Genomic DNA, 26,746 nt, shown 5'->3' on the forward strand with positions numbered 1-26,746 from the left:
CAGGTTTTTTCTTCACATGCCTGAAGCGGCACATAAACGGACGAAACCGGGCAGAGCCCGGTTCCCCTTGTAGAGTCGAGCCATGCTCGACTGCACCGCCATCCGGAGCCTGGAGCCGAGCATGGCTCGACTCTACAGGACCGGTCAGACGGCCTTTTCGACCTGGCCGAACTCGAGTTCGACCGGGGTGGCACGACCGAAGATCAGCACCGAGACGCGCAGACGGCTCTTCTCGTAGTTGACTTCTTCGACGACGCCATTGAAATCGTTGAACGGGCCGTCGGTGACGCGGACCATCTGGCCCGGCTCGAACAGCACCTTCGGACGCGGCTTCTCGACACCTTCCTGAACGCGATTCAGGATGGCCTCGGCCTCGGAATCGGCGATCGGCAGCGGACGATCGGCGGTGCCGCCGATGAAGCCCATCACGCGCGGGGTTTCCTTGACCAGGTGCCAGCTTTCGTTGTCGATGCGCGGAATGCCGGCTTCTTCGTGGGTCTCGATCTGGACCAGCACGTAGCCCGGGAAGAACTTGCGCTCGGAACGGCGCTTCTGGCCAGCGCGCATCTCGACCACTTCTTCGGTCGGGACCAGGACGTCGCCGAAGCGCTCTTCCATGCCGTCACGGACGATGCGATCACGCAGAGCCTGCGCCACCGACTTCTCGAAGCCCGAATAGGCGTGAACGACGTACCAACGCTTCATGCAATTCTCCTTAGCGGCTCAGGAACCACTGAGTCAGTTTCTGGATCAGGAAGTCGAAGCCACCCAGCAGCAGGCTGAGGATGAGCACCACGACGATCACGACCCAGGTCATGCGGATGGCTTCCTGGCGCGTCGGCCAGACCACCTTGCGCAGTTCAAAGCGCGACTCGGAGAGGAATTCGCGGGTGTCGCGCCCCTTGCCGGTCAGCATGAACACGCCGATACCGCCAACCAGACCGACCACGACCGCCAACGCACGCAGCTGACCTGCCCACGCACCCAGCTGGGCGGCGCGACCAGAGTCGGCGGAGAACCAGAACCAGACGAACAGACCGGCCAGCACCAGCAGCGATGCGGCGACATACTTGACGATATCTCCACCGTGGGCGGAGTTGTCCTTGGAGTGTTCGATCTTGCTATTCATCCGGCTGTGTCTGCTTTAGCGGCCCAGGCCGCTGGATAAGGTGGGCAGATGGCACGCCAGGAGGGACTCGAACCCCCAACCTGCGGTTTTGGAGACCGCTGCTCTGCCAATTGAGCTACTGGCGTACGTTGAAAACTTGCCTTCCCTTAGACGGCGAAGGCGGACCGAGGTTCCCGGCCCGCCATTCGCGTAACCGGCGGCGCTATGCAACCACCGGTACTGCAGGCTTACTCGATGATCTTCGAGACCACGCCGGCGCCGACGGTACGGCCACCTTCGCGGATGGCGAAGCGCAGGCCTTCGTCCATTGCCACCGGGTTGATCAGGGTGACGACCATCTTGACGTTGTCACCCGGCATCACCATTTCGACGCCTTCCGGCAGAGCAGCTGCGCCGGTGATGTCGGTGGTACGGAAGTAGAACTGCGGACGGTAGCCGTTGAAGAACGGGGTGTGACGGCCGCCTTCGTCCTTCGACAGGACGTACACTTCGCCTTCGAACTTGGTGTGCGGCTTGATCGAACCCGGCTTGGCCAGGACCTGGCCACGCTCGACGTCGTCACGCTTGGTGCCGCGCAGCAGCAGGCCAGCGTTGTCGCCTGCCTGACCCTGGTCCAGCAGCTTGCGGAACATTTCAACGCCGGTCACGGTGGTCTTCTGCACCGGACGGATGCCGACGATTTCGATTTCGTCGCCAACCTTGATCACGCCGCGCTCGATACGACCGGTCACCACGGTGCCGCGACCCGAGATCGAGAACACGTCTTCCACCGGCATCAGGAACGGCTTGTCGATCGCGCGCTCCGGCTCCGGGATCCAGCTGTCCAGGGCGTCGACCAGCTTCAGGATGGCCGGCACGCCGATGTCGCTCTGGTCGCCTTCCAGCGCCAGACGGGCCGAACCGGCGATGATCGGGGTGTCGTCGCCCGGGAAGTCGTACTTGCTCAGCAGCTCGCGCACTTCCATCTCGACCAGCTCGAGCAGCTCGGCGTCGTCAACCATGTCGGCCTTGTTCAGGAACACGACGATGTACGGCACGCCGACCTGACGCGACAGCAGGATGTGCTCGCGGGTCTGCGGCATCGGGCCGTCAGCGGCCGAGCACACCAGGATCGCGCCGTCCATCTGGGCGGCACCGGTGATCATGTTCTTGACGTAGTCAGCGTGGCCCGGGCAATCGACGTGGGCGTAGTGACGGACCGGGGATTCGTATTCGACGTGCGCGGTCGAGATCGTGATACCACGCGCCTTTTCTTCCGGCGCGGCGTCGATCGAGGAGTAATCCTTGAACTCGCCACCGAAGCGCTCGGCACCGATCTTGGTCAGTGCGGCGGTCAGCGTGGTCTTGCCGTGATCGACGTGACCGATGGTGCCGACGTTGACATGCGGCTTGGTGCGCTCGAACTTACCCTTGGCCATGGCTGCTTATCTCGAATTCGTCTGAGAGGTGATGCTTAAGATGGTGCTCACGAAAGGAATCGAACCTTCGACCTCTTCCTTACCAAGGAAGTGCTCTACCGACTGAGCTACGTGAGCCGAGTTTTGCATTATGACATGAACTCGATAAGATTCAAAGTTCATTCAATGGAGCGGGAGACGGGAATCGAACCCGCACCATCAGCTTGGAAGGCTGAGGTTCTACCATTGAACTACTCCCGCGCCGGGAATGTCACAACGTGAAACTGGTGGAGGGAGGTGGATTCGAACCACCGAAGGCGTAAGCCAGCAGATTTACAGTCTGCCCCCGTTGGCCGCTTGGGTATCCCTCCTTACCACCCCATTCCGCTGCCGCCGAAGCGTTGCGGTGTGTGGTGGTGAGCCGCTTATTCTGCTGATGGGACGGGGGGCTGTCAACGCTTTTTTCCATCTTTTTCACACGTTGTCGCAAACCCATTGATACGCAAGGTTATTGACCGGGGACCGGCAGGGTCTCGCTGGCGAAAATTGCGACATGGGGGACACCGTCGGCGCCAATCCACCCTCGATACATGCCCTGGGTGTTGAACGGCGTGGCCATTTTGCCGTCTGCGGCGAGCACGATCGCACCACCGTCCCCCCCCATCTGCGGAATCGTCTCGTTGATCACACCCCTGCCGGCCTGTTCCGGCGTCTGCCCCTGGTAGCGCATGCGTGCGCAGATCTCGTGCGCGGCCGCGGTGCGGATGTAGTACTCGCCCCAGCCAGTGCCCGAGACTGCACAGCGCGCGTCGGCCCAGGTTCCGGCGCCGATGATCGGGGAGTCGCCCACCCGGCCATAGCGCTTGTTGGTCATGCCGCCCGTGGAGGTACCGGCGGCCAGCTGCCCCTGCGCATCCAGCGCGACGGCACCGACGGTACCGAAGTGCTTTGCGGTCTCCAGGTCGGCATGCGCCTGGCCACTGGCTTCTTCCTTCAGCGCGCGCTGCAGCTGCTGCCAGCGCTTCTCGGTGCGGAAGTACGACGGATCCACCAGGGGAATGCCCTGCTCCACCGCAAATGCTTCGGCGCCCTGCCCAACCATCATCACGTGCCTGGACTTCTGCATCACGGTCTGTGCCAGCAGGATCGGGTTGCGCACCCGCTGCACGCCAGCCACCGCACCCGCAGCCTGGGTGGCCCCGTCCATCACCGCGGCATCCAGCTCGTTGTGGCCGTCATGGGTAAACACCGCGCCCTTGCCGGCGTTGAAGGTCGGATCGTCCTCCAGCACGGTGATTGCCGCGGTGACCGCGGCAAGCGCCGGGCGACCGGCCGCCAGTTCGGCATGGCCCTTCAGCAGCGCTGCGCGCAACGCATCGCGCGCAGCCTTCTCTTCGGCCGGCGACAGGTCCTTGCGCTCGACGCCGGCGCCGCCGTGGATGACCAGCAACGGCGAGGTCGCCGGAGCGGCCTGGGCCAGCAATGGCAGGGACAGCAGCGCGGACAGCGCCAGGCGGAGTTTCATCGGATACGTCTCCAGCAGGTGTAGTGAAGGGTTTGCACGGGTAGTGCCGGCCGCTGGCCGGCAGGGGCCGCATCAGGGCAGACCGGCTGCCGGCCAGCGGCCGGCACTACCGGGAAGGACGATCATTGGCGGACGACTTCAATCTCGCCGTCGCTGATGTCGGCCACCGCCTGATAGTCCGCGTCGGCCTGGAAGTCGTCCAACCGCATGCGGCTGCCGCTGGCAACCACGGTCACCGGCACTGCGTGGAAGCGCAATGGCTCACCTTCGACCAGGCGATCGGCATCACGGCCCGGGCTGACCACCCAGACCTTGCCCTCGCCGTCGGCGCTGTAGACCTGCGCCTGGCCATCCGGCTCCACGCACAGCGCGGTGTCTTCATCGACGCCGATGCCGACGATGTCCGGGTCGCCGCTGTCCTGTGCGGCGCGCGCCACGAACACGATCAGGCGACCGAGCCGGTCGCGCTTGTCGAAGTGGGTATCGGTGACCACCCGCTGCAGATAGGGCATCTGCAGGAAGCCGCTGTCCATGGTCACTGCACTGCCCATCGGGTCGGCCAGCGCACCGGCGGAGGTGATGCTGCCGCCGTCCATGGCGCCATAGGCGTAGCCGCCGAGGATGGCCAGCCCGGCGCTGGTGCCGGCAATCGGCTTGCCGGCGCGCACATGGGCGTTGAGCGCGCGGTTGAGCGCGGTGCCCTTCCAGAAACGGATGTAGCGCGACTGGTCGCCGCCGGCAATGAAGATGGCGTCGGCTGCGGCAACCACCCGCAGCACGGCCGGATCGTCGGCGCCGCGGCGACTGTCGAACACCAGGGTCTGCACCGCGGTGGTACCGCCGATTTCGCGATACAACCGGTCCTGCAGTTCGTCGCTGCCGGAAGCACGCAGGATCAGCACGCGGCCGTTACCGGCCTGCTTCAGCCACCACTGGAAGGCCTCCGGCACCCATTCGCCGCCCCCCATCAACATCATGGCTGGCGCGCGCGGGCCGGGGCGGGGTGCGTCGAGATCCCCGGCTTCGTAGTAGGCAAAGCCCGGGCCCTGCAGGTCCTGCGCAGGGGCGGCCAACGGTACGGCCAACACCAGCAGCGCCAGCCAGGCGATGGGGGCACACAGGGTCCGATGGAGGCGTCGCATCTTGATCTCCCTGAACAAAATCGACTTGCAAGCGTTTTCACTCTTTGCCAGATAGGGACCCAGTAGTCAAGGGCATAAAAAAGGCGTTAAATGCGCGCGCCCATTCCCGAAATCTGAATGGGGGACAGGGCCCCTCCTCTGCGGGCCGGCTTCATTTCCGAGAATTCCTCATGCGTAGAAAGGCGATGGCGTGGTCGATCCAGCTGGCGTTGATGGGCGTGGCTGCTTCCGCGGCGGCCCAGGCACCGGCTTCCTCTTCGGTTCAACAACTGGACGCGGTGCAGGTCACCGGTTCGCGCATTCCGCGCGCCCAGGTGGAAGGTCCCGCCCCGATCACGGTGATCAGCGCCGAGCAGATCCGCTCCAGCGGCTTCACCACCGTGCCCGACGTGCTGCGGTCGATGACCCAGAACGGCGGTGAGACGCAGAGCCAGCAGTCGTCCAGCGGCGCCGACTTCTCGCCGGGCGCCCAACAGGTGGACCTGCGCGGCCTCGGCCCGAACCACACGCTGGTGCTGGTCAATGGCCGCCGCATCGCCGACTTCCCGATGCCGTTCAAGGGCCGCAGCAACTTCACCGACGTCTCCAACATCCCGCTGGGCATGATCGAGCGCATCGAAGTGCTGACCGGCAGTGCCTCGGCCATCTACGGTTCGGACGCGATCGCCGGCGTGGTCAACTTCATCCTGAAGAAGAAGGCCGACGGCACCACCGTCGACATGCGCATGGGCACCACCAGCGAAGGCGGTGGCGAGTCGTTCGACATGAGCCTGGCCAGTGGCTTCAGCCGCGGCAACTTCAACGCCGTGTACAGCGTTGAACTGCAGTCGCAGACCCCGCTGTGGGCGTATGAGCGCGACATCCAGGATTCGACCCAGGACGGCCCGACCGAGGGCTCACGCATCGCCCGCCGCGCGTACCTGCGCACGGATTACAACGACGACTACCTGGATCCGGGCGCGGCCACCTGCGAAGCGCTGGCCGGGCAGAACCAGGGCAGCACCTACCGCGCCTACCGCCCGCGCTACGGCTACTACTGTGGCAGCGACAGCTCGATCGGCTACGGCACCATCCTCAGCAAGCGCCGTGGCGCCAATGGCTATGCGTCGCTGAGCTACGACTTCGACAACGGCCAGCAGTGGTTCGCCGATGTGCAGCTGGGCTACCACACGATGTCGCTGATGCGCGACGTCACCAAGTGGGGCCGGATGGATGCCAACGGTGATGAATCGGGCTACTTCAACAACCAGGCCACCGGCGAGATCGAGTTCTGGCAGCGCCAGTTCTCGCCCGAAGAGATGGGCGGCCTGAACAACGCGATGGTGCGCAGCACGCAGAAGACCTTCAGCGTGACCACCGGCTTCAAGGGCAAGCTGGCCGGCAACTGGGACTACGAAGCGGCACTGAGCCACTCGCAGTACCAGTCGCGGATCAGCTGGGCGCAGATCATCGCCGCCAAGGCCAATGACCTGTTCCTGGGCCCGCAGCTGGGCGTGGACGACGACGGCTTCCCGATCTACAACGCCGACCCGTCGCGCCTGTACCGGCCGCTGACCCGCGCCGAGTACGATTCGATCGCCGCGCGTACCACCTATACGCCGAAGTCGCGCACCGAGACGGCCGCGTTCACCCTGACCAATTCCGCGCTGTTCGGCCTGCCGGGCGGTGATGCCGGGTTCGCCGCGACCGTGGAAGTGGGCCAGCAGGCCTATGCGCTGAACCCCGATCCGCTGGCCACCCAGTACTACTACTACAGCTGGAAGGACTCGGACGGCCAGGGGTCGCGCAACCGCTGGGCCACCGCCGCCGAGCTGCGCATGCCGCTGCATGAGACGGTCAACCTCAGCGTGGCCGGCCGCTATGACCAGTACCGCTATTCCGGCCACACCATCGGCAAGGCGACCTGGAGTGGCGGCCTGGAATGGCGCCCGATCGACACCCTGCTGGTGCGTGGCTCGTATGGCACCGCGTTCCGCGCACCGGACCTGCACTACGTGTTCGCCGGCCCGGGCAACGACGAGACCACCGCCGAAGACCTGTACAGCTGCCGCGCCGACGGTGCCAGCGACTGTTCCGACTACGAGCGCAACCTGATCCGCAGCCGCACCGGCAACCGCCAGCTCGACCCGGAAACCAGCACCTCGTGGAGTGCCGGCCTGGTCTGGTCGCCGGCGATCGGCCTGGACCTGTCGGTGGACTGGTTCGACATCGACATGCGCAAGCAGGTGCAGGACATGGACGTGCGCACGATCCTGGCCAACGAAGCGAACTGCCGCCTGGGCAGCGCCGACATCAGCTCGCCGACCTGCGTGGATGCGCTCGACCGCATCACCCGTACCAGCGACGGCCGCCTGTACGGCGTGCGCGTGGCACCGATCAACGTCGCCCGCGAGTCCACCTCCGGCATCGACGTCGGCCTGCGCTACCGCCTGCAGACCGGTATCGGCGACTTCATCCTCAACGGCACCCATACCTGGGTGAAGAAGCACGACTTCCAGCGCTACCCGGGTGATCCGACCCTGGACCAGTTCGCGGTCAACAGCGGCTTCGATATTCCGCGCACCAAGACCAGCCTGAGCGTGACCTGGGAGAAGGACGCGTGGTCGGCCACCGTCTACGGATCGCGGCTGGGCAAGCTGCCGACCTCGGACAACTACGACCAGTCGTTCAAGTGGGACAGCGGCGACAGCCCGTACATCAAGGCGACCTACCGCTACAACGCGTCGCTGCAGTACCGCTTCGACGACCATTCGCGCCTGTCCCTGTCGGTGGTCAACGTGTTCAACAAGATGCCGCCGAAGGACGCCACCTACACCGCGTATCCGTACTACGACGTGTCCTGGTTCGACAGCGTCGGCCGCACGATCAACCTGCAGTACACCCACAAGTTCGGTGGCAGCGCGCTGTAAGGCACGCCGCATTGCAGAACGTGGACGACAGGGCCCGCCATTGGCGGGCCTTGTTGTTTGGGAACCTGGCTCTGGTAGATGCCCACCTTGGTGGGCACTGATCTGCCACGCGCCCACCAAGGTGGGCGACTACCAGAGCGGGCCACGCGGGTTTTCCACACCGCGCGTGGAAAGCGATGGGAACTTGGTGTGGACAAGTGGCAGCGAGGCTTGCAGCGCGGGCGTTTCCGGTCGTGGTGATTTTTTGTCCATGCCCTTCGATTGTTTTCCACACCGGACGTGGAGAGCGATGGGAACTTGGTGTGGACAAGTGGGCGCGAGCATTGCAGCGCAGGCGTTTCGAAGCGTGGTGAAATTCTGTCCACGGTCCGACTGCACTGATCGGGGTCGGAGCCCTTTCCCGTGGAAAGGGATCCGACCCCACGGTTTTCCACATCCGGCGTGGAAAGCGATGGGAGTTTGCTGTGGACAAGTGCCGGCAAACGTCGCACCGCAAGCGTTTCGCAGCCTGGTGCTTTTTTGTCCATCACCAGAAACGCGAACGCCCCGCACAAGGCGGGGCGTCCTGGGTCGATCCGCTGCTGCTGGATCAGACGTTGAAGCGGAAGTGCAGGATGTCGCCTTCCTGCACCCGGTATTCCTTGCCTTCCAGGCGCAGGCGACCGGCTTCCTTGGCGCCGGCTTCGCCCTTGTACTTGATGAAGTCGTCATACGCGATGGTTTCGGCGCGGATGAAGCCCTTCTCGAAGTCGGTGTGGATGACCGCGGCAGCCTGCGGGGCGGTGGCGCCCTTGCGCACGGTCCACGCGCGGACTTCCTTCACGCCAGCGGTGAAGTAGGTCTGCAGGCCGAGCAGGCTGTAGGCCGCGTTGATCACGCGGTTCAGGCCCGGCTCGCTCAGGCCGAGGTCGGCGAGGAAGGTATCGCGGTCTTCGTCGTCGAGCTGGGACAGCTCTTCTTCGATCGCGGCCGACACCGGCACCACCTGTGCGCCTTCAGCGGCGGCATGCGCGCGCACGGCTTCCAGGTGCGGGTTGTTGTCGAAACCGTCTTCCAGCACGTTGGCGATGTACATCACCGGCTTCAGGGTCAGCAGGAACAGATCGCGCACCAGCGCCTTCTCTTCCTCGTCCAGGCCCACCGAGCGGCCGGCCTTGCCATCCGACAGTGCCGCCTGCAGCTTGGCCAGCACCGGCTTGCGCGCTGCTGCATCCTTGTCACCGCCCTTGGCCGCGCGCTCGGCACGGTTCAGCGCCTTCTCGACGCTGTCCAGGTCGGCCAGCGCCAGTTCGGTATCGATGGTTTCGATGTCCGAAATCGGGTCGACCTTGTTGTTGACGTGGATGACGTCGGCGTTCTCGAAGCAGCGCACCACGTGGGTGATCGCATCGACTTCGCGGATGTGCGCCAGGAACTTGTTGCCCAGGCCTTCACCGCTGGCGGCACCGGCCACCAGGCCGGCGATGTCGACGAACTCGACCGCGGTCGGGATGACCTTCTGCGGGTTGATGATCGCTGCCAGCTCGTTCAGGCGCGGATCCGGCACCGGCACGATGCCGACGTTCGGCTCGATGGTGCAGAACGGGAAGTTCGCTGCGGCGATACCCGCCTTGGTCAGCGCATTGAACAGGGTCGACTTGCCGACGTTGGGCAGGCCGACGATGCCGCATTTGATACCCATGGGTGACAGCTCTCTGGGGTGAAAGTGATTGGTGAAACAGCGCGCGCGCTGCTTGGCCAATCCATCTCGGTGTTCAACATCTGCCAACCAAGGTTGGCAACTACCGGGGCCGGTTGATGCCCGTTGCCGACCAGCGGTCGGTACCCACCGGTTATTTCGGGGTGTGCAGACGCTTCATCGCTTCGCTGAAATCGCCCTGCACCGCCAGCGGCATCACATCGATCGCATCATCGATGGCGCGCGCGATCAGCACGTCGTCGTCCTTCGACGGACGGCCAAGCACCCAACCCACCACGCGGTCCTTGTGGCCAGGATGGCCGATGCCCACGCGCAGGCGATGGAACTTGCCGTGGCCGAGCAGGCGGATGGTGTCGCGCAGGCCGTTCTGGCCACCGTGGCCACCGTCGAACTTCAGCCGCGCCACGCCGGGCGCCAAGTCCAGTTCGTCGTGGGCCAGCAGGGTTTCTTCCGGCTCGATCTTCCAGAACCGCTGTGCGGCGGTGACCGACTTGCCGCTGAGGTTCATGAAGGTGGCGGGCTTGAGCAGCCACACCGTCTGCCCGGCGATCTCGACCTTGGCGGTCTCACCGAACAGCTTGCTGTCCACATTCCATCGCGCACCGGCTTTTTCCGCCAGGGCCTCAACGAAATGAAACCCGGCATTGTGCCGGGTCCGGGCGTGTTCCGATCCGGGGTTGCCCAGACCGACGATCAGTCGCAGTCCTGCCATGGTTCCTTCCAATACGGTGCCTGCCGGGAGGCAGGCACCGTAGCGGTATTACTCGGCGGCAGCCGCTTCTTCGTCAGCCGCGTCGGCCTTGCCGGCCTTGGCGGTGACGATGGCGTCGTCGTGGTCCTTGCCCAGCGCCAGGGCCGGGATTTCCACGCCCTTCGGCAGCTTGATGTTGGACAGGTACACCACGTCACCGGCCTTCAGCTCGCCCAGGTCGACTTCGATCGACTCCGGCAGGTCCTTCGGCAGGCAGGTGATGGTCACTTCCTTCAGTTCGTGGGTGACCACGACGTCGGCAGCCTTGCCAGCCGGCGAGGTGTCTTCGTTGATGAAGTGCAGCGGGACCGAAGCGGTCAGGGCTTCGTTCTCGTTCACGCGCTGGAAGTCCAGGTGCATGATCAGCTGCTTGTACGGGTGGCGCTGCATGTCACGCAGCAGGACCTTCTGCACCTGGCCGTCCAGGTTCAGGTCCAGGATCGAGGCATAGAACCACTCGTTCTGCTGGGCCAGCCAGATTTCGTTGTGGTCCAGGCTGATGGCGACCGGCTCGGCGTTGCCGCCGTACACGATGGCCGGGATCACACCAGCGTGACGCAGGCGGCGGCTCGCACCCTTACGCTGCAGTTCACGCTTGGTGACCTTGATTTCATGGGTCTTCGACATTTTCGACTACTCAGGTTGTTGCCGCGCCTTGCGGCGTGGCGGTTGAAGATGCTTCCGCGACCAGAAGCACCCGGGGTATGTCCCCGCCGTTGCCGGCAGGGACGAAAAACTCAGTCGACGTACAGCGAGCTGACCGACTCGCCGAAGGCGATGCGGCGCATCGTTTCGGCCAGCATTTCCGCCACGCTCAGCTGGCGGATCTTGCTGCACACCCGCGCTGCGTCCTTCAGCGGGATGGTATCGGTCACCACCAGCTCGTCGAGCTGGGAATTGGTGATGTTGTCCACCGCCGGGCCCGACAGCACCGCGTGGGTGCAGTAGGCGGCGACCTTGAGCGCACCGCGCGCCTTCAGGGCAGCGGCAGCGGCGCACAGGGTGCCGGCGGTATCGACGATGTCATCGACCATCACGCAGGTCTTGCCTTCGACGTCACCGATGATGTTCATCACGGTGGAGACGTTGGCGCGCGGACGGCGCTTGTCGATGATCGCCAGATCGGCGTCATCCAGGCGCTTGGCGACCGCACGGGCGCGGACCACGCCGCCCACGTCCGGCGAGACGACGATCAGGTTCTCGGTGCCGTAGGCGCGCCAGATGTCGGCCAGCAGCAGCGGGGACGCATACACGTTGTCCACCGGAATATCGAAGAAGCCCTGGATCTGGTCGGCGTGCAGGTCGACGGTCAGCACGCGATCAGCGCCAGCGGTGCTGAACATCTTCGCCGCCAGCTTGGCGGTGATCGGCACGCGCGAGGAACGCATGCGGCGATCCTGGCGCGAGTAGCCGAAGTACGGCACCACGGCGGTCACGCTGGCCACCGATGCGCGCTTGAGCGCGTCGATCAGCACCAGCAGTTCCATCAGGTTTTCCGCGCTCGGCGCGCAGGTCGGCTGGATCACGAATACGTCCTGCTTGCGGACGTTCTCTTCGATTTCCACCTGCACTTCACCATCGGAGAAGTGCGAGACCAGCGCCTTGCCCGGGCGAACCCCCAGCTCCTTGCAGATGTTCTGCGCCAGACGTTTGTTGGCGTTGCCGGAAAAGACCAGCAGGTTCGGGGACTCTTGCATCATGATTGTCTCGGGCGGGGACGAGTGGCGGGGATCCGGAGTCGGCAAGGACCCGATGGACCCTTGCTGCTGACAACACCGCGGTTGTTTCCACGTCCCGCGCAGGTGATGCGCTGGAAGGCGCGGACACAGCCGCTATTGGCAGGGGCGGTAGGATTCGAACCTACGAATGCCAGGATCAAAACCTGGTGCCTTGGGCCTCTTGGCGACGCCCCTGCATTGATAAATCAGTGTTGCTCGAGTGCATCCAGCAGTGGCGAACGCGCAACGCCCGCTGCCACCCTTGCCCGCAACTCCTTCGGCAACTTCGACCGTCCCTGCTCTGCAGCAGCCTGCGATGCGAACTCGACGAAACAACCACTTCCCGAACCGGTCAGCCGCGCCGCGCCGATGTCGCTCAACGCGGCAAGCGCTGCCTCGACGGCAGGCTCACGGCGGCGCAGCACCGGTTCGAACGCGTTCCCGACCAGGGTCCCGGAAGCGAAGTCCTCTATTTTCGCCACTGGGCTGTCGCGCGTCAAATCCGGGTCTGCAAACAGGACCGGCGTGGGAACATGAACGCCCGGTTCAACCACCACATACCAGGCCGGGGCCAGCGTGATCGGCTGCAGTCGCTCGCCCACCCCTTCGGCCCAGGCATTGCGGCCACGCACGAACACCGGCACGTCAGCGCCCAGGCGCAGGCCCAGCGCGGCCAGCGCGTCTTCGTCCAGGCCCGCCTGCCAGAGTCGGTTCAGCACCACCAGCACGGTGGCTGCATCGGACGAACCGCCGCCGAAGCCACCACCGGCAGATACATGCTTTTCAACGATGATGTCCGCACCTTGCGCGACATTCGCCACTTCTTTGAGCAATCGCGCAGCGCGGACCGCCAGGTCATCTGCCTCGGCCACGCCAGCCAGCCCCTCGCCCTCACGGCGCACCTGGCCGTCTTCACGCAGGCGCAGGCCGATGCGGTCCCCCCAGTCCAGCAGGCGGAACACGGTCTGCAGCTCGTGGTAACCGTCGGCGCGGCGGCCGGTGATGTGCAGGAACAGGTTCAGCTTGGCCGGGGCCGGCCACCAGGACCAACCCGCGTCGTCGAACCCGGCACTCATGGCGTGCCCTGCCCCCACTGGTCCACCAGCAGGCGCACCTTGGCGTCGCCATTGCTGGCCTCGATCCGGCGCGGCACGGCCGGGCGCCCGGCCTCAGCCGGGTACCAGTCCAGGTACTGCACCTGCCATCCCATCTGCTGCATGCGGCGCGGCCGGCCTTCACCGTCGCGCTCGACCTTCTCCGGACCGGCGGCGTCGCCGGCCACCAGGCCACGGATCCACTCCGGCAGCTGGTTGACCGGAATGTCCCAGCCAGTCGCCTCCAGCAGCAGCTGCTGGGCATCCTCGCCGTCACGCGGCCCGCCGGCCAGCCCTTCCAGGCGGCCAGCTTCGGAATGGGTATCGCCGGTCAGCTTCCAGCTCTGCCGGGTCACCGGCGCGCTCAATTCGACCACGTAGCGGCGGCCGTCCTGCTTCCAGTCGATGCGGCCACTGCCGCCATCCTTGCCCTTGCTGACCGCGACCCGGCCCTGGAAAGCCCAGTCCGGCTGTGCCTGCAGCGCGGCCACCCGCGCGGCCTCGGCCTGCGCGGCTTCGGCGGACACGATCTCGACCACGGCCGGCGCCGGGGTCTTCTGCGTGCCGACGCTGGTGCAGGCGGTGACCGCCAGGGTCGCGGCCGCCAACAGCAGCGGCCGGATCAGGGAAACACTCATGGATTGAATTTCTCACGGGCGCGCAGCAGCGCGCGGTTTTCGGGGTCGAGCTTGGCTGCCTCTTCGAAGAAATGGCGGGCCTCATCGTGCTTGCCCAGCACCCACAGCACTTCGCCGACATGGGCGGCGATCTCCGGGTCCTTGGCCAGGGTCCAGGCACGACGCAGCTGCACCAGCGCCTCTTCCTTGCGGCCCAGGCGATACAGCACCCAGCCATAGCTGTCGACGATGGCGGCGTTGTCCGGCTCGGCCACGCGGGCGCGGTCGATCAGCTCCATTGCTTCCTGCAGGCGGCCGGTGCGATCGGCCAGGGTGTAACCCAGCGCGTTCAAAGCCGGCACGTTCTCCGGATCGGTCACCAGGATCTTGCGCAGATCGGCCTCGGCGCGCGGGATGTCGTCGCGGCGTTCCCAGGTGAGCGCACGGGCGTACAGCAGGCCGTTGTCATCCGGGTAAGCGGCCAGGCCGCGGGCCAGCGCATCCAGTTCACCGGCACTGTCGTCGGCGCGCTGGCGCAGTTCGGCTTCCAGCAGGTAGGCGTCACGGCGCACATCGTCGTCGACCACCGCATCGGACTGGATCGCGTGCACTTCATCCAGCGCCAGCGGCAGGCGCCCGGCCAGGGCCTGGGCATTGGCCGCGCGCAGGCGCGCCTCGCTCAGTTCATCGCCACCGGGCACGCTGTGATACCACTGCACCGCCTCGGGATAACGCTTCAGGTACTCGGCGATCTTGCCCAGCAGCAGGCGCTGCGCCGGATCCGGCTTGGCCGCCTGCCGCGACAGTTCGTTGTAGAGGTTGGACAGCGCGGCCTTGTCGCCCTGCTTGGCCAGCAGCGAGGCGCGCATGCCCCAGGTCTGCACGTCCTGCGGGCCGAACGCCAGCACGCGCTCGGCGGCGGCGGGCTGGCCGAGGCTGTCATAGGCGATGGCCACGGCATTGCGCAGTTCCGGGTCCTGGCGGGTCTTCGGCTCCACGTCGTGCAGCAGCGACAATGCCTTGTCGGTCTCGCCCGCCTGCTGCAGCTGGCTGGCACGCAGCAGCGCCACGCGCGGTTCTTCGGGGAAGCGCTTGACCACTTCATCGATCATGCGCCGCGCCAGCTCAGGCTTGTCCATGCGCAGGGCCAGGCGACCGAACTCCTGCCAGGCCTCGATCTTCGGCGGAATGGCGTTGGCGTCGACCAGCTCGCCCAGCACCTGCGCCGGCACCGCCGGATCACGGCCACCGCCGATCAGCGCGGCCAGCGCGAACTTCCAGCCACGCTCGTCGGGGTCGGCCAGCAGGGCCTGCAGTTCGGTGCGGGCCGCCTTCACATCGCCCTGGCGCATGGCCAGCGCACCGGCCGCACTGCGCATGGTCAGCGAGCGTGGGGCGCGCTGCTGCCACAGGGCCAGGCCCTTGGCCGCGCTGGCGTCATCGTTGGCCAGCATGGAAATGCGGGTCGCGCGCTCGGCCAGGCCGGCGTCGCCGTCGGTCTGCAGGGCCGCCTGCAGGTACCAGCGCGCGGCCTCGGCCAGCTTGCCGGCCTGCAGGGCAAATTCCCCGGCCATCACCGGTTCCAGCTCCAGTTCCTCAGTGGCCGCGGCCCGCACGGGGGCCTTGGCCGGCACCGCTGCCAGGGCCTGGCTGCAGGCCAGGGACAGCAGCAGAACACTGGGGATGCGAATCAATGCGGGCATCGTCGGCATCGGGGCCTTAAAATGTCGTCCAATGGCCAGCAGCTTATCGCAAGCAACTGAACAATGACCCTGTGGGTGCTCGGACTGAATCACCAGACCGCACCGGTGGAACTGCGCGAACGCGCGGCCTTCGCCGGTGAGGCGTTGCCGCGCGCGCTTGGTTCGCTGCGCGATACCCCGCAGATCGCCGAGGCGGTGCTGCTGTCCACCTGCAACCGCACCGAACTGTACGCCGTGGCCGAATCGGCGCAGGCACTGGACCAATGGCTGCACAGCCAGGCCGGCGACCTGCAGGGCTACCTGTACCAGCATGCCGATGCCGAGGCCGTGCGCCACCTGTTCCGGGTCGCCACCGGGCTGGACTCGATGGTGCTGGGTGAACCGCAGATCCTCGGCCAGGTGAAGGATGCCTGGTCGACCGCGCGTGACCATGGCCTGCTCGGCCAGCGCCTGGACCGGTTGTTCCAGCAGACCTTCTCGGTGGCCAAGCGTGCGCGCACCGATACCCAGGTCGGCGCCAACCCGGTGTCGGTAGCCTCGGCTGCGGTGCGCCTGGCGCAGAACGCGTTCGCGCGCCTGGACGATTCCACCGTGCTGCTGGTCGGTGCCGGCGAGACCATCGAGCTGGCTGCACGTCACCTGAGTGAAGGCAAGGTGCGCCGGCTGCTGATCGCCAACCGCACCCTCGCCCACGCCCAGGAGCTGGCCAGCCGCCACGGCGGCGTGGCGCTGCCGCTGACCGAACTGGACCGCCACCTGGGCGAGGCCGACGTAGTGTTCTCGGCCACCGCCGCGCGCGAACCGGTGATCCACCGCGAGATGGTGGCCAAGGCCCTGCGCGCGCGCCGGCACAAGCCGATGCTGCTGTTCGACCTGGCCGTGCCACGCGACATCGAGGCCGAGGTCGGCACGCTCAACGACGCCTTCCTCTACACCGTGGACGATCTCGAGCGCGCGGTGGAAGACAACCGCCGTGGTCGCCGCGAAGCGGCCGCCGAGGCCGAAGCGATCATCGACCTTCAGGTGTCGCGCTTCGTCGAGACCCAGCAGGCCAGTGCCCACCAGGCGCCGCTGCGACAGCTGCGCGCGTTCGGCGAAGCCACCCGCACCGAACTGCTGGAGCGCGCGCGACAGCAGCTGGCCAACGGCAAGCCGGCCGACGAAGTGCTGGAACTGCTGGCCCACGGCCTGACCAATCGACTCCTGCACCCGCCCACTGCTGCGCTGCGCGCGGCCGCGCTGAGCGGCGATGCTGACCTGACCCGCGCCGCCGAGCGCCTGTTCCCGGCCACGCCGGGTTACCGCCACCCACCCGTGAGACCCGATGACGCCGACCCTGCGCCGTAAGCTGGAAGCGCTGGCCGAGCGCCGCGAAGAACTGGAACGCCTGCTCGCCGAACCCGATGTGGTCGCCGACAACACCCGTTTCCGCGACCTTTCGCGCGAATTCGCCCAACTTGAACCGATCGCCATCGCCCTGGCCGATGAAGCCCGTGCCAAGGCCGATCTGGCCGCCGCCGAAGGCATGCGCGCCGACCCCGACCTGCGCGAGCTGGCCGATGAGGAAATCGCTGCTGCACAGGCGCGCCTGCAGGAACTGGAGCAGGAGCTGGCGCTGCTGCTGGTGCCACGCGACCCGCGTGACGAAGGCAACCTGTTCCTGGAAGTGCGCGCGGGTACCGGTGGCGACGAGGCCGCGATCTTTGCCGGCGACCTGTTCCGCATGTACGCCCGCTACGCCGAGCGCCAGGGCTGGAAGGTCGAGATCGAATCGGACAGCCCGGGCGAGCATGGCGGCTACAAGGAAGTGGTGGCGCGCGTGGTCGGGCGTGGCGCGTTCTCGCGCCTGAAGTTCGAATCGGGTACGCATCGCGTGCAGCGCGTGCCGGCCACCGAATCGCAGGGCCGCATCCATACCTCGGCAGCCACCGTGGCGATCATTCCCGAGGCCGATGAGGTCGATGACATCGTCATCAACCCGGCCGACCTCAAGGTGGATACGTTCCGTTCGTCCGGTGCCGGCGGCCAGCACGTCAACAAGACCGAATCGGCCATCCGCATCACCCATGTGCCGACCGGCGTGGTGGTGGAGTGCCAGACCGAGCGCAGCCAGCACGCCAACCGCGACAAGGCGATGAAGCGCCTGAAAGCGCAGCTGCTCGATGCCGAGCGCCAGCGCCAGGACGCGGCGCAGGCCGAATCGCGGCGCCTGCAGGTGGGCAGTGGCGACCGCAGCCAGCGCATCCGCACCTACAACTTCCCGCAGGGCCGGATCACCGACCACCGCGTGGAAGGCCTGACCCTGTACGACCTGCCCAACGTGCTGGCCGGCGACCTCGACCCGCTGCTGCAGCGGCTCAGCCACGAGCACCAGGTCGACGCCCTGGCCCAGTTGTCGGCGGGCTGAGTCGCATGTCGGCCTGGCAGCAGCGACAGCAACTGCAACAGGCGATCGCACGCCAGCCCGGCGATTTCGTCGCCTGGGTGATGCTGGCCGACCTGGAGCTGGAAGCCGGCGACATCGCCGCCGGCGAGCAGGCCGCGCGCCGTGCGCTGCAGTTGCGCCCGAACCACCCTGAAGCACTGGCACGGTTGGGTCGCGTGGCCTGGATGGCCGGCGCGCATGCCGATGCGGCGAAGCTGCTCGGCCAGGCCTCGGCCTTGGCCCCGCAGCACCCGGGCATTGCGCTGTGGCTGGGCCATGCGCTGGAAGATGCCGATGATGCCGAAGGCGCAGCAGCGGCCTATCGCCGCGCACATGCGCTGATGCCGGGCGAACCCTATATCGCCGCCCAGCGCCTGGCCTGGCAGCGTCGCCTGTGCGACTGGCAGGACGTGGACGCACTGGCGGCACAGGTACGTGGTGCACTTGCCTCTGGGCAGGGCGTGCTCGAACCGTTCGCGTTCCTCAGCGAGGATGCCAGCGCGGCCGAGCAGTTGGCCTGCGCACGCGCCCGTGCATCCACCGTTGCCGCTTCAGTGCGGCCGTTGCCGCCAGTGAAGGTGCGTTCCCAGGGCCCGCTGCGGGTCGGCTTCCTTTCCAATGGTTTCGGCGCCCATCCCACCGGACTGCTGACCGTGGCCCTGTTCGAGCAGCTGCGTCATGACCCGGCATTGCAGCTGCATCTGTTCGCGCTGAACCAGGATGACGGCAGCCGCATCCGCCAGCGCCTGCAGGTGGCCACGCAGCTGCATGATGTGGCCGCGCTGCGCCATGCAGACACTGCTGCACGCATCCGCGCACAGGGCATCGACCTGCTGTTCGACCTGCGCGGCTGGGGCGGCGGCGGTACGCCGGAAGTGCTGGCGATGCGCCCTGCCCCGCTGCAGCTGAACTGGCTGGCGTATCCCGGCACGTCCGGCGCCCCGTGGCTGGATGCAGTGATCGGCGACAGCTTCGTTCTGCCGCCATCACTGGAACCCCACTACAGCGAGCGCGTACTGCGCCTGCCACGTGCGTTCCAGCCCTCGGACAACACCCGCATGCTGGAGCCGGCACCGTCCCGCGCGGAGTGCGGGCTGCCCGAACACGGCGTGGTGTTCTGCTGCTTCAACAACAGCTACAAGCTCAACCCGCGCAGCATGGGCCGCGCCTTCGCGGTGCTGCAGGCGGTGCCCGGCAGCGTGCTGTGGCTGCTGTCCGGCCCCGGCCAGGCCGACGCCCGCCTGCGCAGCGCCGCACAGGCCGCTGGCCTGGATCCGGCACGCCTGGTGTTCATGGCCAAGCTGCCACATCCGCAGTACCTGGCCCGCTATCCGCTGGCCGACCTGTTCCTCGACACGCATCCGTACAACGCACACACCACCGCCTCCGACGCGCTATGGGCCGGCTGCCCGGTGCTGACCTGCCCCGGCGACACCTTCGCCGCGCGCGTGGCCGGCAGCCTCAACCACCATCTGGGGCTGGCACGGATGAATGTCGCCGACGATGCGGCATTCATCGCCACCGCCAGTACGCTGGGCAATGACCCGGCGGCGCTGGCCACGCTGCGCGCCGAAGTGGCCCAGGCACGCGACCACAGTGGGCTGTTCGACATGGCCGGCTTCGCCCGCGACCTGTCGGCGTTGCTGCAACGGCTGGCTGGCGAACAGGGCTGGAAGGGCGTCGACAACACCTGAGCGATCCCTGCGTTACGCTCGGGCTTCCTCCCCGCGTGGTGTGATGATGGCCAAGCTCAAGCGCAAGGACTACGACGAACTGCTGCTGCCGCTGCAGCTGGAACTGACCGCGATGGCGCGCTGGGTGCAGCACAGCGGGCAACGCCTGCTGGTGCTGTTCGAAGGCCGTGATACCGCAGGCAAAGGCGGCGCGATCCAGGCCATCAGCCAGCACCTCAACCCGCGCCAGTGCCGGGTGGTGGCGCTGCCCAAGCCGACCGACCGCGAAGCCACGCAGTGGTACTTCCAACGCTATGCCTCGCATCTTCCCGCTGCCGGCGAGATCGTGCTGATGGACCGCAGCTGGTACAACCGCGCCGGCGTCGAGCGGGTGATGGGCTACTGCAGCGAGACCGAGTACCAGCAGTTCCTGCGCCAGGCGCCGGTGTTCGAACAACTGCTGGTCGACGACGGCATCCTGCTGTTCAAGTACTGGCTGTGCGTGGACCAGGAGCAGCAGGAGAAGCGCTTCGCCGAGCGCCATCTCGATCCGCTGAAGGGCTGGAAGCTCTCCCCGGTGGACCTGAAATCCCGCAGCAAGTACAGCGCCTACACCGAGGCCCGCGAGGCGATGCTGCGCGCGACGCATCGCGAGGCGGCACCGTGGACGCTGGTGGATTTCAACGACCAGCGGTTGGGCCGGCTGACGCTGGTGCGCAACCTGCTGGACCGGTTGCCGGACACGCGGGTGGATGCACCGCTGCCGGAGCTGCCGAAGCTGAAGGGCAAGCTGCATCGCGAGCACTACGATGTACTGAAGCCGATCGAGGACTTCCCGGTCGAGGAATAGGGTTGTTCGGCAGGGTTGCACCCTGCACCTGCCGAAGCCAGAGCAACGGCAACAGCAACAGCGGGCTATCCGTGGGATGGTGGGACGGTGCCGGAGTGCGGGGACGCCGCAAGTACGTCCTTGTAGGCTTGGCAGCCGCATCCATGCGGCTGACACCCCGCACTCCGGCACCGCCCCACCTCTGACAGATCTCCGCGATCTGATGGATCCACGCCATGCGTGGATGACTCTCAATCGAAATCGAATATTTCGATATCTGTGAGATTTGAGCCGAGCATGGCTCGGCTCTACAGAAAGCAATACCGACAGCTCGCAGAAAACTGTCGAAGGCGGGGTGGGTCCGGTTGCGGGGGCGTGAGCCGCATGGATGCGGCGACCGAGCTTACATGGGTGAGGGCGCTTTGCTTGCGAAGCACTGCTTCGCAAGCGCCCGAACGCACAGCCGCCTGCGGCTGGGCCGGGCCCCGAAGGGGGACTTGCAGCGGCCCCCGCAACCGGCCCCACCCCGCCATCCCTCAGGAGACCCGCCTTTGCTTCGGCTGTTGCCGTTGCTGTTGCTCTGGCCTCCACGGGTGCAGGGCCGCAGGCCCTGCCGACCAACCCACTACTTGGCCGCAGCGATCTGCGTTTCGATGTCGGCGGCGGTCACCGGGCCGAGGAAGGTGTGGGCCAGCTTGCCCTGCGGATCCAGCAGATGCGTCAACGGCAGGCCTCGCGGCGTGGCGAAGTCCGCCGGCGGATCGAACGGGTCCACGATCACGATCGGATAGGTCACCGGGTGCTTGGTCAGGAACGACTGCATCTCCGGCACCTCGATGTCTTCATAGGCCAGGCCGACCACTTCGATGTTGCTGCGCATCGCATGCAGCGCCGACAGCTCCGGCATCTCCTTGCGGCACGGTGCGCACCAGGTCGCCCAGAAATTCACGATCACCCACTTGCCGCGGTGCGCGGCCAGGTCGTAGTCGCTGCCATCCACTGCTTTCATCTTCAGTGTCGGGAACTCAGCGGTGGTGCGCTCGGCCGGGGTTTCCTCGACCGGCGCCGGAGCGGTCGGCGTCGGTGCCTGTGCCGGCGGCTGGCTGCTGGCCGGGGTCGGCTCCTGCACCGGCTTGCAGGCCGACAGCGCCAGCAGCAGGGCCAGCGGAAGCAGCAGCAACGGGGTCTTGCGGGTCATGGCATGTCTCCGGAATCGGTGTAGATATCGCTGACCTTGCGCTTCAGGCGTTCACGCAGGGGCAGTCGCAGATCGTCCAGCGCCGCCAGTGCGGCGCGGCCCAGGCTGTCGTCGCGGTACGGCAGGTGCTGTTCGGCCACCGGAATGCGCAGTTGGGTGCATTCGTACAGATCAGCCAGGCTGACCTGGTCCAGGTCGCGCGACAGCAGCCACTCTCCGCGCTCGTCACGGCGTAGCAGGCCAATCTCCTGCAGGTTGCAGGTCAGGTCATGCAGCAGGGAGTCAGTCAGCATCGGCTCCAGCCGCAGGATTTCATCATCGGCCAGGCCTCTGCCCTTGGCACGTGCATGGTGGAAGCGACCGAGCAGTCGTAGCAGGCCGTAGAACTCGTAGCCCTGCGGCAGGCGCAGTTCCACCGGCTGGTAGCGGAAGGCGGCCATCGACGAGGACAGCGACGCGCCCAGCAGCACCGCTACCCAGCACAGGTAGATCCACAGCAGCAGGATCGGCACGAAGGCCACCGTGCCATAGAGCTTCTGGTAGGACTGGAAGCTGCCCAGATAGGCGCCGATGCCCCACTTCACCAGCTCCAGGATCACAGCGGCCAGGATCGCGCCGGGCACTGCGTGCCGCCATTTCACCGTGTGATGCGGCACCACCCGGAACATCAGCGTGATGCAGACGAACTCGATCAGGATCGGCGTCACCCGCAGCGCAAGCTCGGCCAGCCAGCGGCCCTCCTGGGTGCCGAACAACGGCATCGCGAACACCCGCGCCGACACCGCCAGTGAGGCGGCGGCGAGCATCGCTCCCAGTGTCAGCACGGTCCAGTAGACCAGGAAGCGGGTCAGCTTGGGCCGGGTCGAGCCGACCCGCCAGATCTGGTTGAAGGTCTCTTCAACGCTGTTGAGGGTGATCAGCAACGAGACCACCAGTGCAATGAAGCCGGCCGCGGTGAGCTGGCCGGCACTGGCCGAGAACTGCCGCAGGTAGCCTTCGGCCGCGCGCGCCGCATTGGGAACGAAGTTGGAGAAGACGTAATCGCTGAGCTGGTCGCTCCAGCGGTCGAAGACGGGGAAGGCCGAGAGCACGCCGAACACCACGATCGCCAGCGGCACCAGCGCGAACACGGTGGTGTAGGCCAGCGCCGCCGCCGCCTGGAACAGGCGGTCGTCGAGGAAGCGATGCCACAGGAAGCGGCCGAAACTGATGGCCCGTGCGCGATCCCGCGCGCGCTCCATCCACAGGTTGAGCGTATCCAAAGGTTCCATCGGTGGAAGGGTACCCGATGCGGAATGCTGGCAGGATAGCCATACTGGCGACCACACGACGAGGAGAAGCGGGCACGATGGGCGAGATTCTGGTGCTGTACTACAGCCGGGGCGGTTCGGTGGCACGGCTGGCGCGCCAGATCGCGCGGGGCATCGGCGAAGTGCCGGGCATGAGCGCGCGCCTGCGCACGGTGCCGCCGGTGGCCGCCGTGACCCAGACCGCACAACCCCCGGTCCCCGACGATGGCGCCCCCTACGTGAGCGTGCAGGACCTGGTGGAATGCCAGGGCCTGCTGCTTGGCAGCCCCACCCGCTTCGGCAACATGGCCGCGCCGGTCAAGCATTTCCTGGACGGGCTCGGCGCCGAATGGGTCAACGGCACCCTGTCCGGCAAACCGGCTGGCGTGTTTACGTCCACCGCCTCGATGCATGGCGGCCAGGAATCGACCCTGCTGTCGATGCAGGTGCCGCTGCTGCACCACGGCTGCGTGATCGTCGGCATCCCGTTCACCGAACCGGCGCTGAGCCACACCACCAGTGGCGGCACGCCGTATGGCGCCAGCCACGTGGCCGGCGCCGCCGACGACCCGCAGCCGACCGACGACGAGGCCGTGCTGGCCCGTGCACTGGGCCGCCGGGTGGCCGACATCGCACAGCGGTTGGCCCGATGAGCGCCGCGCCGCGCACGGTCCTGCTGCTGGCCCTGATGGGGCTGGCCGCGCTGTTCGCCGGTTGGTTCATCAATGACAAGCACTGGCTGGCCACCCAGCTGGTGTTCACCGCGCCGCCGCTGGCGTTGGCCGTTGCCCTGCGACTGGGCTGGCGCAAGGCCGGTTTCTGGGCCTCGGTGCTGGCCCTGGGCTGGTTCAGCCACGGCGTGATGAGTGCCTGGAGCCACCCGGAAACACGCTGGCTGGCGCTGATCGAGATCGCCCTGGCCCTGCTGGTGATCTTCAGCGCCAGCCTGCCGGGGCTGCGCGCCCGCTTCGGCAAGCGACGCTGACGCTGCGCCCGCCGGGCCGTATCATCTGTGTTCCTGGCCCCGCGCCGCTGTACCTGTCCTGGTTTCGCGCATGCACATGATGGAAGAGCTCCTGGTCGTCACCACCGGTGGCACGATCGACAAGATCTACTTCGACGACAAGTCGGACTACCAGATCGGCGACCCCCAGATCGGCATGATCCTGCGCGAGCTGGGGGTGACGTTCCGCTTCAACGTGATTCCGATCCTGCGCAAGGATTCGCTGCACATCAACGATGAAGACCGCGAGCTGATCCGCGCCACCATCGCCGCACAGCCGACCCGGCACGTGCTGGTGACCCACGGCACCGATTCGATGGTGCAGACCGGCAAGGTGCTGGCGACGATCCCGGACAAGACCATCGTGATGACCGGCGCGCTGAGCCCGGCGCGTTTCCGCGGTTCGGATGCGGAGTTCAACATCGGCTGTGCGATCGGTGCGGTGCAGTCGCTGCCGAGCGGCGTGTACATCGCCATGAACGGGCGGATTTTCGACCCGCAGCACGTGCGCAAGAACGTGGCCGCGAACCGCTTCGAGTCGGTCTGAGGAACAGCGTGCCGACCAGGGTCGGCACCCACCACGACGCGGCGGCTCGCATCACCGCGCGGCCCCATGCAAAAACGCCCCGGCCGGAGCCGGGGCGTGCCCATGGAGAGGGACTTGGGCTCAGTACTGGGCGCTGAGGGTCAGGCCCGAGAAGGTGCTGTACGCCTTCACCCGCACATACCAGGTGCCGGCGGCAGGGCTGTTGATGGTGCAGGTCTCGCTGTTGCCGCTCAGGTACGGGCGGCAGGTGTAGGTGGTATCGGTCGGGGCACTGCCCTGGCGCACGTACAGGTCGGCATCACCGCTGCCGCCACTGATCGCCACGCGCAGCTGGGTGCTGCCGGCCGGAACCGCAACGGTGTAGTTCAGCTCGGCACCGGTCGCGGCGCCGAGGCCGGTCACCGGCACGTTGTTCTGCAGCACGTTGCCACCCGGGTTCGGATTGCCCCCCCCGTTGATCGCTGCAGCCACTGCGGCGTTGGCGTCGATGATGCCGGCGCCGCAGCCACCCGAGCAGGCACCCGGCAGCGGCCGTGCGGTGCTCTTGATGATGCTTTCAACCTGCGCCGGGCTCAGCGGGCTCGGGGCGACCGCCTGCATCAGCGCGACCACGCCGGCGACGTGCGGCGCCGCCATCGAGGTGCCGTTGTAGGACGCGTAGGTCGGGCTGGCCGGCACGGTGGTACCGGTGTTGAGGGTGGACAGGATGCCCTGGCCCGGTGCCGAGATGTCGATACCGGCGCCGTAGTTGGAGAAGCTGGCGCGCGCACCGGCCGAGGTGGTTGCCGCCACCGCGATCACGTTCGGGCAGTTGGCCGGTACCGACGAGGACACGTTGGTGTTGCTGTTGCCGGCCGCGACCACCACGGTGGTACCACGGCCGACAGCGCCGTTGATCGCATTCTGGTAGGTGGTCGAGCAGCTGCCGCCACCACCCAGCGAAAGGTTGATGACCTCGGCCGGATTGGCATTGGCCGGCACGCCGCTGACGGTGCCACCGGACGCCCACACGATCGCGTCGGCGATATCGGAGGTGTAACCGCCACACTTGCCGAGCACGCGCACCGGCACGACCTTGGCGTTGAAGGCGGTACCGGCGACGCCGTTGGCGTTGTTGGTCACCGCCGCCACCGTGCCGGCGACGTGGGTGCCATGCCAGCTGGAATTGGAACCCGGATAACCGGGCTGGCACTCGTTGTCGCCGTACCAGTCGCCTTCATCGTTTGGATTGTTGTCGCGGCCACCGCCATCGCGCGCCATCGCGGCGTCGCTGATGAAGTCATAGCCCGGCAGGATGTTGGCGTTGAGGTCGGGATGGTTGGTGATGCCGGTATCGATCACGGCCACCACCACGCCGGTGCCGGTGGACTTGTCCCAGGCCGACTGGATGTTGATGCCGGCGTTGGAGGTGCCAAAGCCCCACTGCTCACTGAAACGGGTGTCGTTCGGCGTCAGCGTCGCACGCATGATCTGGTCGACTTCGACGTATTCCACGTTCGGATCGGCGGCGAGCTTGCGCATCAGCAGCTCGGATTCGGCCTGGTCGAGCGGACGGTCGGTCTTGACCAGGGTCGGGCCGACGGCCAGCTTGCGGACCTGCTGCAGGCCCAGCGCGCGGCCCTGGCTGCCGGCCAGGCCGGCAGCGGCGCTCTTCAGCGAAGAGGCCAATGCGGTGGTGTTGGCCACCGGGGCGCTGCCGTCACGGTACTTCACGATGAAGCGCTGGTGGGTCGGCGCGGACTGCAGGCCGCTGAGCTGGACATCACCGGCCAGCGCAGGCGTGGCCAGCAGCAGCGATGACAGAACGGACGCACCAAGGACCACCCACACTCGACGCACACGCGGTTGCGTTACCTGGGACATCGTATTTCCCTTTCTTGTGGTGTGAATGCCGGAATCGGCAGAAGCACCGGCCCGAACCATGGGCTGGCTTGCATTGGCGAGGTTCGAAGTCCGGCGAGTCAGCGGATCCCCCTATCGATCCGCCGTGCAGATGACGCTAATGACCAAAACCGGACACCACAAGATTTTCAGCGTCTTTTCAGCAAGATGAAATGTTCGTTCTGAGACTTTCCGGGTCGAGGGTTTGTGAAGGTGA

23 protein-coding genes and 5 tRNA genes are annotated in these 26,746 nt (G+C 66.6%); 8 read left to right on the top strand and 20 right to left on the bottom strand.

Annotated features, from left to right (window positions below):
- Positions 1–144: 144 nt before the first annotated feature.
- From nusG to VPH47_RS17435, 9 genes are all read right to left on the bottom strand, one after another.
- Positions 145–705 carry a transcription termination/antitermination protein NusG gene (gene nusG / locus VPH47_RS17395; protein WP_004154362.1) on the bottom strand — a complete coding sequence of 187 codons (561 nt, stop codon included), beginning with the start codon at positions 703–705 and terminating at the stop codon, positions 145–147.
- Between the two features lie 10 nt (positions 706–715).
- Entirely contained in the window at positions 716–1,129 is a 414-nt protein-coding gene (gene secE / locus VPH47_RS17400; RefSeq protein ID WP_004154361.1) for a preprotein translocase subunit SecE, read from the bottom strand.
- Between the two features lie 49 nt (positions 1,130–1,178).
- Positions 1,179–1,254, bottom strand: a tRNA-Trp gene (locus tag VPH47_RS17405).
- Between the two features lie 102 nt (positions 1,255–1,356).
- Positions 1,357–2,547 carry an elongation factor Tu gene (gene tuf, locus VPH47_RS17410; RefSeq protein ID WP_004154360.1) on the bottom strand — a complete coding sequence of 397 codons (1,191 nt, stop codon included), beginning with the start codon at positions 2,545–2,547 and terminating at the stop codon, positions 1,357–1,359.
- 41 nt (positions 2,548–2,588) lie between these two features.
- Positions 2,589–2,664, bottom strand: a tRNA-Thr gene (locus VPH47_RS17415).
- Positions 2,665–2,713: 49 nt separating this feature from the next.
- Positions 2,714–2,787, bottom strand: a tRNA-Gly gene (locus VPH47_RS17420).
- A gap of 24 nt (positions 2,788–2,811) precedes the next feature.
- Positions 2,812–2,897, bottom strand: a tRNA-Tyr gene (locus VPH47_RS17425).
- Positions 2,898–3,034: 137 nt separating this feature from the next.
- Positions 3,035–4,051 (bottom strand): isoaspartyl peptidase/L-asparaginase family protein, encoded by a 1,017-nt coding sequence (locus tag VPH47_RS17430; protein WP_110714261.1) that lies wholly within the window; start codon positions 4,049–4,051, stop codon positions 3,035–3,037.
- A gap of 122 nt (positions 4,052–4,173) precedes the next feature.
- Positions 4,174–5,193: a cyanophycinase gene (locus VPH47_RS17435; RefSeq protein WP_368851353.1), complete on the bottom strand. Its 1,020-nt coding sequence runs from the start codon at positions 5,191–5,193 to the stop codon at positions 4,174–4,176.
- 170 nt (positions 5,194–5,363) lie between these two features.
- On the opposite strand from VPH47_RS17435, the gene VPH47_RS17440 reads away from it, so the two are divergent.
- Positions 5,364–8,102, top strand: a complete 2,739-nt coding sequence (locus VPH47_RS17440; RefSeq protein WP_368851354.1) for a TonB-dependent receptor plug domain-containing protein — start codon at positions 5,364–5,366, stop codon at positions 8,100–8,102.
- Positions 8,103–8,691: 589 nt separating this feature from the next.
- Here the strand turns inward: VPH47_RS17440 and ychF are convergent.
- The 8 genes from ychF to VPH47_RS17480 all read right to left on the bottom strand — a co-directional run bounded on the left by ychF (position 8,692) and on the right by VPH47_RS17480 (position 15,684).
- Complete coding sequence (gene ychF, locus VPH47_RS17445; protein ID WP_368851355.1) at positions 8,692–9,783, bottom strand: redox-regulated ATPase YchF; 1,092 nt, start codon at positions 9,781–9,783, stop codon at positions 8,692–8,694.
- Between the two features lie 151 nt (positions 9,784–9,934).
- Entirely contained in the window at positions 9,935–10,513 is a 579-nt protein-coding gene (pth, locus tag VPH47_RS17450; RefSeq protein ID WP_008268208.1) for an aminoacyl-tRNA hydrolase, read from the bottom strand.
- Positions 10,514–10,561: 48 nt separating this feature from the next.
- Entirely contained in the window at positions 10,562–11,179 is a 618-nt protein-coding gene (locus VPH47_RS17455) for a 50S ribosomal protein L25/general stress protein Ctc (RefSeq protein WP_014036085.1), read from the bottom strand.
- A gap of 110 nt (positions 11,180–11,289) precedes the next feature.
- Positions 11,290–12,249, bottom strand: coding sequence for a ribose-phosphate diphosphokinase (locus tag VPH47_RS17460; protein ID WP_005415400.1), 960 nt, complete (start codon positions 12,247–12,249; stop codon positions 11,290–11,292).
- Positions 12,250–12,388: 139 nt separating this feature from the next.
- Positions 12,389–12,465: transfer RNA gene (locus VPH47_RS17465), tRNA-Gln, on the bottom strand.
- 11 nt (positions 12,466–12,476) lie between these two features.
- On the bottom strand, positions 12,477–13,346 hold the full coding sequence (gene ispE / locus VPH47_RS17470; RefSeq protein WP_248859363.1) for a 4-(cytidine 5'-diphospho)-2-C-methyl-D-erythritol kinase: 870 nt from the start codon (positions 13,344–13,346) through the stop codon (positions 12,477–12,479).
- Positions 13,343–14,002, bottom strand: coding sequence for a lipoprotein insertase outer membrane protein LolB (gene lolB, locus VPH47_RS17475; RefSeq protein WP_153856346.1), 660 nt, complete (start codon positions 14,000–14,002; stop codon positions 13,343–13,345). Before lolB ends, ispE begins: the two co-directional genes overlap by 4 nt.
- The gene (locus VPH47_RS17480; protein WP_368851356.1) at positions 13,999–15,684 is read right to left on the bottom strand and encodes a tetratricopeptide repeat protein; all 1,686 of its coding nucleotides are present in this window, start codon (positions 15,682–15,684) and stop codon (positions 13,999–14,001) included. Before VPH47_RS17480 ends, lolB begins: the two co-directional genes overlap by 4 nt.
- A 63-nt stretch (positions 15,685–15,747) precedes the next feature.
- Between VPH47_RS17480 and hemA the strand changes: the two genes are divergently transcribed.
- The 4 genes from hemA to ppk2 are packed head-to-tail and all read left to right on the top strand — an operon-like array spanning position 15,748 to position 20,632.
- Entirely contained in the window at positions 15,748–17,031 is a 1,284-nt protein-coding gene (gene hemA, locus VPH47_RS17485) for a glutamyl-tRNA reductase (protein WP_180854768.1), read from the top strand.
- Positions 17,009–18,091, top strand: a complete 1,083-nt coding sequence (prfA, locus tag VPH47_RS17490) for a peptide chain release factor 1 (protein WP_010481754.1) — start codon at positions 17,009–17,011, stop codon at positions 18,089–18,091. Before hemA ends, prfA begins: the two co-directional genes overlap by 23 nt.
- A 5-nt stretch (positions 18,092–18,096) precedes the next feature.
- Positions 18,097–19,803, top strand: coding sequence for a tetratricopeptide repeat protein (locus tag VPH47_RS17495; protein ID WP_368851357.1), 1,707 nt, complete (start codon positions 18,097–18,099; stop codon positions 19,801–19,803).
- A 46-nt stretch (positions 19,804–19,849) separates the two neighbouring features.
- Positions 19,850–20,632 carry a polyphosphate kinase 2 gene (ppk2, locus tag VPH47_RS17500; protein ID WP_019661160.1) on the top strand — a complete coding sequence of 261 codons (783 nt, stop codon included), beginning with the start codon at positions 19,850–19,852 and terminating at the stop codon, positions 20,630–20,632.
- A 604-nt stretch (positions 20,633–21,236) separates the two neighbouring features.
- Here the strand turns inward: ppk2 and VPH47_RS17505 are convergent.
- Positions 21,237–21,809, bottom strand: coding sequence for a redoxin domain-containing protein (locus VPH47_RS17505; RefSeq protein WP_368851358.1), 573 nt, complete (start codon positions 21,807–21,809; stop codon positions 21,237–21,239).
- A complete protein-coding gene (locus tag VPH47_RS17510) occupies positions 21,806–23,080 on the bottom strand; it encodes a YihY family inner membrane protein (protein ID WP_110711122.1) in 1,275 nt (424 codons plus the stop codon). Before VPH47_RS17510 ends, VPH47_RS17505 begins: the two co-directional genes overlap by 4 nt.
- 77 nt (positions 23,081–23,157) lie before the next feature.
- On the opposite strand from VPH47_RS17510, the gene wrbA reads away from it, so the two are divergent.
- From wrbA to VPH47_RS17525, 3 genes are all read left to right on the top strand, one after another.
- On the top strand, positions 23,158–23,751 hold the full coding sequence (wrbA, locus tag VPH47_RS17515; protein WP_005408181.1) for an NAD(P)H:quinone oxidoreductase: 594 nt from the start codon (positions 23,158–23,160) through the stop codon (positions 23,749–23,751).
- Positions 23,748–24,083: a DUF2069 domain-containing protein gene (locus VPH47_RS17520; RefSeq protein WP_032130425.1), complete on the top strand. Its 336-nt coding sequence runs from the start codon at positions 23,748–23,750 to the stop codon at positions 24,081–24,083. Before wrbA ends, VPH47_RS17520 begins: the two co-directional genes overlap by 4 nt.
- A gap of 79 nt (positions 24,084–24,162) precedes the next feature.
- Positions 24,163–24,648: an asparaginase domain-containing protein gene (locus VPH47_RS17525; protein ID WP_010481766.1), complete on the top strand. Its 486-nt coding sequence runs from the start codon at positions 24,163–24,165 to the stop codon at positions 24,646–24,648.
- 120 nt (positions 24,649–24,768) lie between these two features.
- Here VPH47_RS17525 and VPH47_RS17530 read toward each other — a convergent pair whose 3' ends face one another.
- Positions 24,769–26,511 (bottom strand): S8 family peptidase, encoded by a 1,743-nt coding sequence (locus VPH47_RS17530; RefSeq protein ID WP_368851360.1) that lies wholly within the window; start codon positions 26,509–26,511, stop codon positions 24,769–24,771.
- Positions 26,512–26,746: the final 235 nt, after the last annotated feature.

The organism is Stenotrophomonas sp. WED208 (assembly GCF_040984485.1).
Taxonomy (GTDB): Bacteria; Pseudomonadota; Gammaproteobacteria; order Xanthomonadales; family Xanthomonadaceae; genus Stenotrophomonas; species Stenotrophomonas riyadhensis.